Genomic DNA, 14,938 nt, shown 5'->3' on the forward strand with positions numbered 1-14,938 from the left:
GTAACACGAGTATTACTGGAGTTAGTTCCTATACTTATAATGGAACAACATATACCCCATCATATAACAATGTTGCAGGGCACGGTGCAGCTTTAATTTCACCAGCATTTAACGTAGTTATTGATAACGGGGCAAACGTTGTTTTAGATGCTGGTGGAAATGCCTTATATAATATTCAATTGCAGGGTAATAGGGGTACGCATACTATTTCAATTGGTGATAATGCACATGTTGAAATGAAGGGTGCAACCTGGTCTAATGTTTACATGCCCAGCTATAATAATGGAGATAATGTAATTAATATTGGTAATAATGCTCATGTTGATATGACTGTTCCAGACAGTGCAACAGATAATATTGATTTAAATTACAACGATGCTTCAGTAAATAGTACAGTTACCATTAATCCAGGTGCTTTTGTTTCATTAAATGGTCCATCTAATTTCAATTCAAATAATACTGTAACAATTAATATTGATGATCCTTCACTTGTTTTTCTTGAGAATAGCGGAGGAAATGCATATGCTGGAAATGCAACTTATACAATTAATGCACAGAATACAAGTATTCAAACTGTTGATGGCGATATAATTGCTGCAACTCCAGTATTGAAATCAAATACTGCTATTATTAATGGTTCAAATGTTCAAAGTAGTAATACAGTTTTCTTACCTAATGAAGAAGGAACTGCAGAACAAGTAGCAGAAATAAATAGTAATATTGTTAAACGACGCTTTGAAATAACAGCATATCAAGGCTATACAGCTCATAGTGAATCAGTTTCAACTAGTCAAAGTGCAAGCACGAGTAAAGAGATAGTGGAAAGCCAGAGTACTAGTACTAGTTATGCTGAAAGTAAATCAGCCTCAGAAAGATCAATGAGTGAAAGCATGAGTAACTCAGTAAGCCTGAGCGAAAGTTTAAGTAATTCAGTATCGATGAGCGATAGCTTAAGCAACTCGGTATCAATGAGCGACAGCTTAAGTAACTCAGTATCAATGAGTGAGAGTTTAAGCAACTCGGTATCAATGAGGGAAAGTTTAAGCAACTCAGTAAGTATGAGTGAGAGCTTGAGTAACTCAGTATCGATGAGCGAAAGTTTAAGCAACTCGGTATCAATGAGTGAAAGCTTAAGCAACTCGGTATCAATGAGCGAAAGTTTAAGTAACTCAGTATCAATGAGTGAAAGCCTAAGTAACTCAGTATCGATGAGTGACAGCTTGAGTAACTCAGTAAGCATGAGCGACAGCTTAAGTAACTCAGTAAGCCTGAGCGAAAGCCTAAGCAACTCAGTGTCAATGAGTGAAAGCTTGAGTAACTCAGTAAGTATGAGTGAAAGTTTAAGTAACTCAGTGTCAATGAGCGATAGCTTAAGTAACTCAGTAAGCATGAGCGACAGCTTATCTAACTCAGTATCAATGAGCGAAAGTTTAAGCAACTCGGTATCAATGAGTGAAAGCTTAAGCAACTCAGTATCAATGAGCGAAAGTTTAAGCAACTCGGTATCAATGAGTGAAAGCTTAAGCAACTCGGTATCAATGAGCGAAAGTTTAAGTAACTCAGTATCAATGAGTGAAAGCTTAAGCAACTCGGTATCAATGAGCGAAAGTTTAAGCAACTCGGTATCAATGAGTGAAAGCTTAAGCAACTCAGTATCAATGAGCGAAAGTTTAAGTAACTCAGTAAGTATAAGTGAAAGCTTAAGCAACTCAGTAAGTATGAGCGATAGCTTATCTAACTCAGTAAGCATGAGCGAGAGCTTGAGCAATTCAGTAAGTATGAGTGAAAGTTTAAGCAACTCGGTATCAATGAGTGAAAGCTTATCTAACTCAGTGTCAATGAGTGAAAGCTTGAGTAACTCAGTAAGTATGAGTGATAGCTTGAGCAACTCAGTAAGCATGAGCGAGAGCTTGAGTAACTCAGTAAGTATGAGTGAGAGTTTGAGTAACTCCGTATCAATGAGTGACAGCTTGAGCAACTCAGTAAGCATGAGCGACAGCCTAAGTAACTCAGTAAGCATGAGTGAAAGCTTATCTAACTCCGTATCAATGAGTGAAAGCTTGAGTAACTCAGTAAGCATGAGTGATAGCTTGAGCAACTCAGTGTCAATGAGTGAAAGCCTAAGCAACTCAGTAAGCATGAGTGACAGCTTGAGCAATTCAGTAAGCATGAGTGAAAGCTTAAGCAACTCAGTGTCAATGAGTGAAAGCTTAAGTAACTCGGTATCGATGAGCGAAAGTTTAAGTAACTCAGTAAGCATGAGTGAAAGTTTGAGTAACTCAGTAAGCATGAGCGACAGCCTAAGTAACTCAGTAAGCATGAGTGAAAGCTTGAGCAACTCAGTAAGCATGAGTGAAAGCTTAAGCAACTCAGTGTCAATGAGTGAGAGTTTGAGCAACTCAGTAAGCATGAGTGAAAGCCTAAGTAACTCAGTATCAATGAGTGAAAGCTTAAGTAACTCGGTATCGATGAGTGAAAGCTTATCTAACTCAGTAAGCATGAGTGAAAGTTTGAGTAACTCAGTATCGATGAGTGAAAGCCTAAGTAACTCAGTAAGCATGAGTGAAAGCTTATCTAACTCAGTAAGTATGAGCGAGAGCTTAAGCAACTCAGTAAGTATGAGTGAAAGCTTAAGCAACTCAGTAAGTATGAGTGAAAGTTTAAGTAACTCAGTAAGTATGAGTGAAAGTTTAAGTAACTCAGTAAGCATGAGTGATAGCTTGAGCAACTCAGTAAGTATGAGTGAAAGCCTAAGTAACTCAGTAAGTATGAGTGAAAGCTTGAGCAACTCAGTAAGCATGAGCGAGAGCCTAAGCAACTCAGTAAGTATGAGTGAAAGTTTAAGTAACTCAGTAAGCATGAGCGAAAGTTTAAGTAACTCAGTAAGCATGAGTGAGAGTTTGAGTAACTCAGTAAGTATGAGCGAAAGCTTAAGCAACTCAGTAAGTATGAGTGAAAGTTTGAGTAACTCAGTAAGCATGAGCGAAAGTTTAAGTAACTCAGTAAGCATGAGTGAGAGTTTGAGTAACTCAGTAAGTATGAGCGAAAGCTTAAGCAACTCAGTAAGTATGAGTGAAAGTTTGAGTAACTCAGTAAGCATGAGCGAAAGTTTAAGTAACTCAGTAAGTATGAGTGAAAGTTTAAGTAACTCAGTAAGCATGAGCGAAAGCTTAAGCAACTCAGTGTCAATGAGTGACAGCTTGAGTAACTCAGTAAGCATGAGTGAGAGTTTGAGCAACTCAGTAAGCATGAGCGAAAGCTTAAGTAACTCAGTAAGTATGAGTGAAAGCCTAAGCAACTCAGTAAGCATGAGTGAAAGCTTGAGTAACTCAGTATCAATGAGTGACAGTTTAAGTAACTCAGTGTCAATGAGTGAAAGCTTGAGTAACTCAGTAAGCATGAGCGAAAGTTTAAGTAACTCAGTAAGCATGAGCGAAAGTTTAAGTAACTCAGTAAGCATGAGTGAGAGCTTGAGTAACTCAGTAAGCATGAGCGAAAGCTTAAGTAACTCAGTAAGCATGAGCGAAAGTTTGAGTAACTCAGTAAGCATGAGTGAAAGCTTAAGTAACTCAGTAAGTATGAGTGAAAGCTTAAGCAACTCAGTGTCAATGAGTGAGAGCTTGAGCAACTCAGTAAGTATGAGTGAAAGTTTAAGTAACTCAGTAAGCATGAGTGAAAGTTTAAGTAACTCAGTAAGTATGAGCGAGAGCTTAAGCAACTCAGTAAGTATGAGTGAAAGCTTAAGCAACTCAGTAAGCATGAGTGAAAGTTTAAGTAACTCAGTAAGTATGAGTGAAAGTTTAAGTAACTCAGTAAGCATGAGTGAAAGCTTGAGCAACTCAGTAAGTATGAGTGAAAGCCTAAGTAACTCAGTGTCAATGAGCGAAAGCTTGAGTAACTCAGTAAGCATGAGCGAAAGCTTAAGCAACTCAGTAAGCATGAGTGAAAGTTTAAGTAACTCAGTGTCAATGAGTGAAAGCTTGAGTAACTCAGTATCAATGAGTGAAAGCCTAAGTAACTCAGTATCGATGAGTGAAAGCCTAAGTAACTCAGTAAGTATGAGTGAGAGTTTGAGCAACTCAGTAAGTATGAGTGAAAGCCTAAGTAACTCAGTAAGCATGAGTGAAAGTTTGAGTAACTCAGTATCAATGAGCGACAGCTTAAGTAACTCAGTAAGCATGAGCGAAAGCCTAAGCAACTCAGTAAGTATGAGTGAAAGCCTAAGTAACTCAGTAAGCATGAGCGAAAGCTTAAGTAACTCAGTAAGTATGAGTGAAAGCTTGAGCAACTCAGTAAGTATGAGTGAAAGCCTAAGTAACTCAGTAAGCATGAGCGACAGCCTAAGTAACTCAGTAAGCATGAGCGACAGCCTAAGTAACTCAGTAAGCATGAGCGACAGCCTAAGTAACTCAGTAAGTATGAGTGAGAGCTTGAGCAACTCAGTAAGCATGAGTGAAAGCTTAAGTAACTCAGTAAGTATGAGTGAAAGTTTGAGTAACTCAGTAAGTATGAGTGAGAGCTTGAGCAACTCAGTATCAATGAGCGAAAGCCTAAGCAACTCAGTGTCAATGAGTGAGAGTTTGAGCAACTCAGTAAGCATGAGTGAGAGCTTGAGCAACTCAGTATCAATGAGTGAAAGCTTGAGTAACTCAGTAAGTATGAGTGAAAGCTTAAGCAACTCAGTGTCAATGAGTGAAAGTTTGAGTAACTCAGTATCGATGAGTGAAAGCCTAAGTAACTCAGTAAGCATGAGCGAGAGTTTGAGTAACTCAGTATCAATGAGTGAGAGCTTGAGCAACTCAGTAAGCATGAGCGAAAGCCTAAGCAACTCAGTGTCAATGAGTGAAAGTTTGAGTAACTCAGTAAGCATGAGCGAAAGCTTAAGTAACTCAGTAAGCATGAGCGAGAGCTTGAGTAACTCAGTAAGCATGAGTGAAAGCCTAAGCAACTCAGTGTCAATGAGTGAAAACTTGAGTAACTCGGTATCAATGAGTGAAAGTTTAAGTAACTCAGTAAGTATGAGCGAAAGCTTAAGCAACTCAGTAAGCATGAGCGAGAGTTTGAGCAACTCAGTAAGCATGAGTGAGAGCTTGAGCAACTCAGTAAGTATGAGTGAAAGTTTAAGTAACTCAGTATCAATGAGTGAAAGCTTATCTAACTCAGTAAGCATGAGTGAAAGTTTGAGTAACTCAGTAAGCATGAGTGAAAGCCTAAGTAACTCAGTAAGCATGAGTGAAAGCTTATCTAACTCAGTAAGCATGAGCGAGAGCTTAAGCAACTCAGTAAGTATGAGTGAAAGCTTTAGTAATTCAGTAAGCATGAGCGAAAGCTTATCTAACTCCGTATCAATGAGTGAAAGCTTGAGTAACTCAGTAAGCATGAGCGAGAGCTTAAGCAACTCAGTAAGCATGAGTGAAAGCCTAAGTAACTCAGTAAGTATGAGTGAAAGCTTAAGTAACTCAGTATCAATGAGTGAAAGTTTGAGTAACTCAGTATCAATGAGTGACAGCTTGAGCAACTCAGTAAGCATGAGCGAGAGCCTAAGCAACTCAGTAAGTATGAGTGAAAGTTTAAGTAACTCAGTAAGCATGAGTGATAGCTTGAGTAACTCAGTAAGCATGAGTGATAGCTTGAGCAACTCAGTAAGTATGAGTGAAAGCCTAAGTAACTCAGTAAGTATGAGCGAAAGCTTATCTAACTCAGTAAGCATGAGTGAAAGCTTGAGTAACTCAGTATCAATGAGTGAAAGCTTAAGTAACTCAGTAAGCATGAGTGAAAGCCTAAGTAACTCAGTAAGCATGAGCGAGAGCTTAAGCAACTCAGTAAGTATGAGTGAAAGCTTTAGTAATTCAGTAAGCATGAGCGAAAGCTTATCTAACTCCGTATCAATGAGTGAAAGCTTGAGTAACTCAGTAAGCATGAGCGAGAGCTTAAGCAACTCAGTAAGCATGAGTGAAAGTTTAAGTAACTCAGTAAGTATGAGCGAGAGCTTAAGCAACTCAGTAAGCATGAGTGATAGCTTGAGCAACTCAGTAAGTATGAGTGAAAGCCTAAGTAACTCAGTAAGTATGAGCGAAAGCTTATCTAACTCCGTATCAATGAGTGAAAGCCTAAGTAACTCAGTAAGTATGAGCGAAAGCTTAAGCAACTCAGTAAGCATGAGCGAAAGTTTAAGTAACTCAGTATCAATGAGTGAGAGCTTGAGTAACTCAGTAAGCATGAGCGAAAGCCTAAGCAACTCAGTAAGTATGAGTGAAAGCTTGAGCAACTCAGTAAGTATGAGTGAAAGCCTAAGTAACTCAGTAAGCATGAGCGACAGCCTAAGTAACTCAGTAAGCATGAGCGACAGCCTAAGTAACTCAGTAAGTATGAGTGATAGCTTGAGCAACTCAGTAAGCATGAGCGAGAGCTTGAGTAACTCAGTAAGTATGAGTGAGAGTTTGAGTAACTCCGTATCAATGAGTGACAGCTTGAGCAACTCAGTAAGCATGAGCGACAGCCTAAGTAACTCAGTAAGCATGAGTGAAAGCTTATCTAACTCCGTATCAATGAGTGAAAGCTTGAGTAACTCAGTAAGCATGAGTGATAGCTTGAGCAACTCAGTGTCAATGAGTGAAAGCCTAAGCAACTCAGTAAGCATGAGTGACAGCTTGAGCAATTCAGTAAGCATGAGTGAAAGCTTAAGCAACTCAGTGTCAATGAGTGAAAGCTTAAGTAACTCGGTATCGATGAGCGAAAGTTTAAGTAACTCAGTAAGCATGAGTGAAAGTTTGAGTAACTCAGTAAGCATGAGCGACAGCCTAAGTAACTCAGTAAGCATGAGTGAAAGCTTGAGCAACTCAGTAAGCATGGGTGAAAGCTTAAGCAACTCAGTGTCAATGAGTGAGAGTTTGAGCAACTCAGTAAGCATGAGTGAAAGCCTAAGTAACTCAGTATCAATGAGTGAAAGCTTAAGTAACTCGGTATCGATGAGTGAAAGCTTATCTAACTCAGTAAGCATGAGTGAAAGTTTGAGTAACTCAGTATCGATGAGTGAAAGCCTAAGTAACTCAGTAAGCATGAGTGAAAGCTTATCTAACTCAGTAAGTATGAGCGAGAGCTTAAGCAACTCAGTAAGTATGAGTGAAAGCTTAAGCAACTCAGTAAGTATGAGTGAAAGTTTAAGTAACTCAGTAAGTATGAGTGAAAGTTTAAGTAACTCAGTAAGCATGAGTGATAGCTTGAGCAACTCAGTAAGTATGAGTGAAAGCCTAAGTAACTCAGTAAGTATGAGTGAAAGCTTGAGCAACTCAGTAAGCATGAGCGAGAGCCTAAGCAACTCAGTAAGTATGAGTGAAAGTTTAAGTAACTCAGTAAGCATGAGCGAAAGTTTAAGTAACTCAGTAAGCATGAGTGAGAGTTTGAGTAACTCAGTAAGTATGAGCGAAAGCTTAAGCAACTCAGTAAGTATGAGTGAAAGTTTGAGTAACTCAGTAAGCATGAGCGAAAGTTTAAGTAACTCAGTAAGCATGAGTGAGAGTTTGAGTAACTCAGTAAGTATGAGCGAAAGCTTAAGCAACTCAGTAAGTATGAGTGAAAGTTTGAGTAACTCAGTAAGCATGAGCGAAAGTTTAAGTAACTCAGTAAGTATGAGTGAAAGTTTAAGTAACTCAGTAAGCATGAGCGAAAGCTTAAGCAACTCAGTGTCAATGAGTGACAGCTTGAGTAACTCAGTAAGCATGAGTGAGAGTTTGAGCAACTCAGTAAGTATGAGTGAGAGCTTAAGCAACTCAGTGTCAATGAGTGAAAGTTTAAGTAACTCAGTAAGCATGAGCGAAAGTTTAAGTAACTCAGTAAGCATGAGTGAAAGCCTAAGCAACTCAGTAAGCATGAGTGAGAGCTTAAGCAACTCAGTAAGCATGAGCGAAAGTTTAAGTAACTCAGTGTCAATGAGTGAAAGTTTAAGTAACTCAGTAAGCATGAGTGAGAGCTTAAGTAACTCAGTATCAATGAGTGAAAGTTTGAGTAACTCAGTAAGCATGAGCGAAAGTTTAAGCAACTCAGTAAGTATGAGTGAGAGCTTGAGTAACTCAGTGTCAATGAGTGAAAGTTTAAGTAACTCAGTAAGCATGAGTGAGAGCTTGAGTAACTCAGTAAGCATGAGTGAGAGCTTGAGCAACTCAGTAAGCATGAGCGACAGCCTAAGTAACTCAGTAAGCATGAGTGAAAGCTTAAGTAACTCAGTAAGTATGAGTGAAAGCTTGAGCAACTCAGTAAGCATGAGCGAAAGCTTATCTAACTCAGTATCAATGAGTGAAAGCTTGAGTAACTCAGTAAGTATGAGTGAAAGCTTGAGCAACTCAGTAAGCATGAGCGACAGCCTAAGTAACTCAGTAAGTATGAGCGAAAGCTTGAGCAACTCAGTAAGTATGAGTGATAGCTTAAGCAACTCAGTGTCAATGAGTGAAAGCCTAAGCAACTCAGTAAGCATGAGTGACAGCTTGAGCAATTCAGTAAGCATGAGTGAAAGCTTAAGCAACTCAGTAAGCATGAGTGAAAGCTTAAGTAACTCAGTAAGTATGAGTGAAAGTTTGAGTAACTCAGTATCAATGAGTGACAGCTTGAGCAACTCAGTAAGTATGAGTGACAGCTTGAGTAACTCAGTGTCAATGAGTGAAAGTCTAAGCAACTCAGTAAGTATGAGTGACAGCTTGAGTAACTCAGTGTCAATGAGTGAAAGTCTAAGCAACTCAGTAAGCATGAGCGAAAGTTTAAGTAACTCAGTATCAATGAGTGAGAGCTTGAGTAACTCCGTAAGCATGAGTGAGAGCTTGAGTAACTCAGTAAGCATGAGCGAGAGCTTGAGTAACTCAGTAAGTATGAGTGAAAGCTTAAGTAACTCCGTAAGCATGAGTGATAGTTTGAGCAACTCAGTAAGCATGAGCGACAGCCTAAGTAACTCAGTAAGTATGAGTGAGAGCTTGAGCAACTCAGTAAGCATGAGTGAAAGTTTAAGTAACTCGGTATCGATGAGTGAAAGCTTGAGTAACTCAGTAAGTATGAGTGAAAGCTTAAGTAACTCAGTATCAATGAGTGAAAGATTGAGTAACTCAGTAAGCATGAGCGAGAGCTTAAGCAACTCAGTATCAATGAGTGAAAGTTTAAGTAACTCAGTATCAATGAGTGAAAGATTGAGTAACTCAGTAAGCATGAGCGAAAGTTTAAGTAACTCAGTAAGCATGAGTGATAGCTTGAGCAACTCAGTAAGTATGAGTGAAAGCCTAAGTAACTCAGTAAGTATGAGTGAAAGCTTAAGTAACTCAGTATCAATGAGTGAAAGTTTGAGTAACTCAGTATCAATGAGTGACAGCTTGAGCAACTCAGTAAGCATGAGTGAAAGCCTAAGCAACTCAGTGTCAATGAGTGAAAACTTGAGTAACTCGGTATCAATGAGTGAAAGTTTAAGTAACTCAGTAAGTATGAGCGAAAGCTTAAGCAACTCAGTAAGCATGAGCGAGAGTTTGAGCAACTCAGTAAGCATGAGTGAGAGCTTGAGCAACTCAGTAAGTATGAGTGAAAGTTTAAGTAACTCAGTATCAATGAGTGAAAGCTTATCTAACTCAGTAAGCATGAGTGAAAGTTTGAGTAACTCAGTAAGCATGAGTGAAAGTTTGAGTAACTCAGTATCAATGAGTGACAGCTTGAGCAACTCAGTAAGCATGAGCGAGAGCTTAAGCAACTCAGTAAGTATGAGTGAAAGCTTTAGTAATTCAGTAAGCATGAGCGAAAGCTTATCTAACTCCGTATCAATGAGTGAAAGCTTGAGTAACTCAGTAAGCATGAGCGAGAGCTTAAGCAACTCAGTAAGCATGAGTGAAAGCCTAAGTAACTCAGTAAGTATGAGTGAAAGCTTAAGTAACTCAGTATCAATGAGTGAAAGTTTGAGTAACTCAGTATCAATGAGTGACAGCTTGAGCAACTCAGTAAGCATGAGCGAGAGCCTAAGCAACTCAGTAAGTATGAGTGAAAGTTTAAGTAACTCAGTAAGCATGAGTGATAGCTTGAGTAACTCAGTAAGCATGAGTGATAGCTTGAGCAACTCAGTAAGTATGAGTGAAAGCCTAAGTAACTCAGTAAGTATGAGCGAAAGCTTATCTAACTCAGTAAGCATGAGTGAAAGCTTGAGTAACTCAGTATCAATGAGTGAAAGCTTAAGTAACTCAGTAAGCATGAGTGAAAGCCTAAGTAACTCAGTAAGCATGAGCGAGAGCTTAAGCAACTCAGTAAGTATGAGTGAAAGCTTTAGTAATTCAGTAAGCATGAGCGAAAGCTTATCTAACTCCGTATCAATGAGTGAAAGCTTGAGTAACTCAGTAAGCATGAGCGAGAGCTTAAGCAACTCAGTAAGCATGAGTGAAAGTTTAAGTAACTCAGTAAGTATGAGCGAGAGCTTAAGCAACTCAGTAAGCATGAGTGATAGCTTGAGCAACTCAGTAAGTATGAGTGAAAGCCTAAGTAACTCAGTAAGCATGAGCGACAGCCTAAGTAACTCAGTAAGCATGAGCGACAGCCTAAGTAACTCAGTAAGTATGAGCGAAAGCTTAAGCAACTCAGTAAGCATGAGCGAAAGTTTAAGTAACTCAGTATCAATGAGTGAGAGCTTGAGTAACTCAGTAAGCATGAGCGAAAGCCTAAGCAACTCAGTAAGTATGAGTGAAAGCTTGAGCAACTCAGTAAGTATGAGTGATAGCTTGAGCAACTCAGTAAGCATGAGCGAGAGCTTGAGTAACTCAGTAAGTATGAGTGAGAGTTTGAGTAACTCCGTATCAATGAGTGACAGCTTGAGCAACTCAGTAAGCATGAGCGACAGCCTAAGTAACTCAGTAAGCATGAGTGAAAGCTTATCTAACTCCGTATCAATGAGTGAAAGCTTGAGTAACTCAGTAAGCATGAGTGATAGCTTGAGCAACTCAGTGTCAATGAGTGAAAGCCTAAGCAACTCAGTAAGCATGAGTGACAGCTTGAGCAATTCAGTAAGCATGAGTGAAAGCTTAAGCAACTCAGTGTCAATGAGTGAAAGCTTAAGTAACTCGGTATCGATGAGCGAAAGTTTAAGTAACTCAGTAAGCATGAGTGAAAGTTTGAGTAACTCAGTAAGCATGAGCGACAGCCTAAGTAACTCAGTAAGCATGAGTGAAAGCTTGAGCAACTCAGTAAGCATGAGTGAAAGCTTAAGCAACTCAGTGTCAATGAGTGAGAGTTTGAGCAACTCAGTAAGCATGAGTGAAAGCCTAAGTAACTCAGTATCAATGAGTGAAAGCTTAAGTAACTCGGTATCGATGAGTGAAAGCTTATCTAACTCAGTAAGCATGAGTGAAAGTTTGAGTAACTCAGTATCGATGAGTGAAAGCCTAAGTAACTCAGTAAGCATGAGTGAAAGCTTATCTAACTCAGTAAGTATGAGCGAGAGCTTAAACAACTCAGTAAGTATGAGTGAAAGCTTAAGCAACTCAGTAAGTATGAGTGAAAGTTTAAGTAACTCAGTAAGTATGAGTGAAAGTTTAAGTAACTCAGTAAGCATGAGTGATAGCTTGAGCAACTCAGTAAGTATGAGTGAAAGCCTAAGTAACTCAGTAAGTATGAGTGAAAGCTTGAGCAACTCAGTAAGCATGAGCGAGAGCCTAAGCAACTCAGTAAGTATGAGTGAAAGTTTAAGTAACTCAGTAAGCATGAGCGAAAGTTTAAGTAACTCAGTAAGCATGAGTGAGAGTTTGAGTAACTCAGTAAGTATGAGCGAAAGCTTAAGCAACTCAGTAAGTATGAGTGAAAGTTTGAGTAACTCAGTAAGCATGAGCGAAAGTTTAAGTAACTCAGTAAGCATGAGTGAGAGTTTGAGTAACTCAGTAAGTATGAGCGAAAGCTTAAGCAACTCAGTAAGTATGAGTGAAAGTTTGAGTAACTCAGTAAGCATGAGCGAAAGTTTAAGTAACTCAGTAAGTATGAGTGAAAGTTTAAGTAACTCAGTAAGCATGAGCGAAAGCTTAAGCAACTCAGTGTCAATGAGTGACAGCTTGAGTAACTCAGTAAGCATGAGTGAGAGTTTGAGCAACTCAGTAAGTATGAGTGAGAGCTTAAGCAACTCAGTGTCAATGAGTGAAAGTTTAAGTAACTCAGTAAGCATGAGCGAAAGTTTAAGTAACTCAGTAAGCATGAGTGAAAGCCTAAGCAACTCAGTAAGCATGAGTGAGAGCTTAAGCAACTCAGTAAGCATGAGCGAAAGTTTAAGTAACTCAGTGTCAATGAGTGAAAGTTTAAGTAACTCAGTAAGCATGAGTGAGAGCTTAAGTAACTCAGTATCAATGAGTGAAAGTTTGAGTAACTCAGTAAGCATGAGCGAAAGTTTAAGCAACTCAGTAAGTATGAGTGAGAGCTTGAGTAACTCAGTGTCAATGAGTGAAAGTTTAAGTAACTCAGTAAGCATGAGTGAGAGCTTGAGTAACTCAGTAAGCATGAGTGAGAGCTTGAGCAACTCAGTAAGCATGAGCGACAGCCTAAGTAACTCAGTAAGCATGAGTGAAAGCTTAAGTAACTCAGTAAGTATGAGTGAAAGCTTGAGCAACTCAGTAAGCATGAGCGAAAGCTTATCTAACTCAGTATCAATGAGTGAAAGCTTGAGTAACTCAGTAAGTATGAGTGAAAGCTTGAGCAACTCAGTAAGCATGAGCGACAGCCTAAGTAACTCAGTAAGTATGAGCGAAAGCTTGAGCAACTCAGTAAGTATGAGTGATAGCTTAAGCAACTCAGTGTCAATGAGTGAAAGCCTAAGCAACTCAGTAAGCATGAGTGACAGCTTGAGCAATTCAGTAAGCATGAGTGAAAGCTTAAGCAACTCAGTAAGCATGAGTGAAAGCTTAAGTAACTCAGTAAGTATGAGTGAAAGTTTGAGTAACTCAGTATCAATGAGTGACAGCTTGAGCAACTCAGTAAGTATGAGTGACAGCTTGAGTAACTCAGTGTCAATGAGTGAAAGTCTAAGCAACTCAGTAAGTATGAGTGACAGCTTGAGTAACTCAGTGTCAATGAGTGAAAGTCTAAGCAACTCAGTAAGCATGAGCGAAAGTTTAAGTAACTCAGTATCAATGAGTGAGAGCTTGAGTAACTCCGTAAGCATGAGTGAGAGCTTGAGTAACTCAGTAAGCATGAGCGAGAGCTTGAGTAACTCAGTAAGTATGAGTGAAAGCTTAAGTAACTCCGTAAGCATGAGTGATAGTTTGAGCAACTCAGTAAGCATGAGCGACAGCTTAAGTAACTCGGTATCAATGAGTGAGAGCTTAAGTAACTCAGTGTCAATGAGTGAAAGCCTAAGCAACTCAGTAAGTATGAGTGAAAGCTTGAGTAACTCAGTAAGTATGAGTGAAAGCTTAAGTAACTCAGTATCAATGAGTGAAAGTTTAAGTAACTCAGTAAGCATGAGCGACAGCCTAAGTAACTCAGTAAGTATGAGTGAGAGCTTGAGCAACTCAGTAAGCATGAGTGAAAGTTTAAGTAACTCGGTATCGATGAGTGAAAGATTGAGTAACTCAGTAAGCATGAGCGAGAGCTTAAGCAACTCAGTATCAATGAGTGAAAGTTTAAGTAACTCAGTATCAATGAGTGAAAGATTGAGTAACTCAGTAAGCATGAGCGAAAGTTTAAGTAACTCAGTAAGCATGAGTGATAGCTTGAGCAACTCAGTAAGTATGAGTGAAAGCCTAAGTAACTCAGTAAGTATGAGTGAAAGCTTAAGTAACTCAGTATCAATGAGTGAAAGTTTGAGTAACTCAGTATCAATGAGTGACAGCTTGAGCAACTCAGTAAGCATGAGTGAAAGCCTAAGCAACTCAGTGTCAATGAGTGAAAACTTGAGTAACTCGGTATCAATGAGTGAAAGTTTAAGTAACTCAGTAAGTATGAGCGAAAGCTTAAGCAACTCAGTAAGCATGAGCGAGAGTTTGAGCAACTCAGTAAGCATGAGTGAGAGCTTGAGCAACTCAGTAAGTATGAGTGAAAGTTTAAGTAACTCAGTATCAATGAGTGAAAGCTTATCTAACTCAGTAAGTATGAGTGACAGCTTAAGTAACTCAGTATCAATGAGTGAAAGTTTGAGTAACTCAGTATCAATGAGTGACAGCTTGAGCAACTCAGTAAGCATGAGCGAAAGCTTAAGCAACTCAGTGTCAATGAGCGAAAGCTTGAGTAACTCAGTATCAATGAGTGATAGTTTGAGCAACTCAGTGTCAATGAGTGAGAGCTTAAGCAACTCAGTAAGCATGAGTGAAAGCTTGAGTAACTCAGTGTCAATGAGTGATAGCCTAAGCAACTCAGTAAGCATGAGTGAAAGTTTAAGTAACTCAGTATCAATGAGTGAGAGCTTGAGTAACTCAGTAAGCATGAGCGAAAGCTTCTCTAACTCAGTAAGTATGAGCGACAGCCTAAGCAACTCAGTAAGCATGAGCGAAAGCTTATCTAACTCAGTAAGTATGAGCGACAGCCTAAGCAACTCAGTAAGTATGAGTGAAAGCTTTAGTAACTCCGTATCAATGAGTGACAGCTTAAGTAACTCAGTATCGATGAGTGAAAGCTTAAGCAACTCAGTGTCAATGAGTGATAGTTTGAGCAACTCAGTAAGCATGAGTGAAAGCCTAAGTAACTCAGTAAGTATGAGCGACAGCTTGAGTAACTCAGTATCGATGAGTGAGAGTTTGAGCAACTCAGTAAGCATGAGCGACAGCTTATCTAACTCAGTAAGTATGAGCGAAAGCTTAAGCAACTCAGTGTCAATGAGTGATAGTTTGAGCAACTCAGTAAGTATGAGTGAGAGCTTGAGCAACTCAGTATCAATGAGTGAAAGCTTGAGTAACTCAGTAAGTATGAGTGAAAGCTTTAGTAATTCAGTAAGCATGAGCGAAAGCTTAAGCAA

The 14,938-nt window shown here is 39.2% G+C and carries 1 protein-coding gene; it reads right to left on the reverse strand.

The window, feature by feature from the left end; translation table 11 throughout:
• Positions 1–844 precede the first annotated feature (844 nt).
• Positions 845–14,938 (reverse strand): NEL-type E3 ubiquitin ligase domain-containing protein, encoded by a 14,094-nt coding sequence (locus tag H1A07_RS01845; protein ID WP_210145193.1) that lies wholly within the window; start codon positions 14,936–14,938, stop codon positions 845–847.

The sequence above is a fragment of the Lactobacillus taiwanensis genome, assembly GCF_017894345.1.
GTDB classification, from domain to species: Bacteria; Bacillota; Bacilli; order Lactobacillales; family Lactobacillaceae; genus Lactobacillus; species Lactobacillus taiwanensis.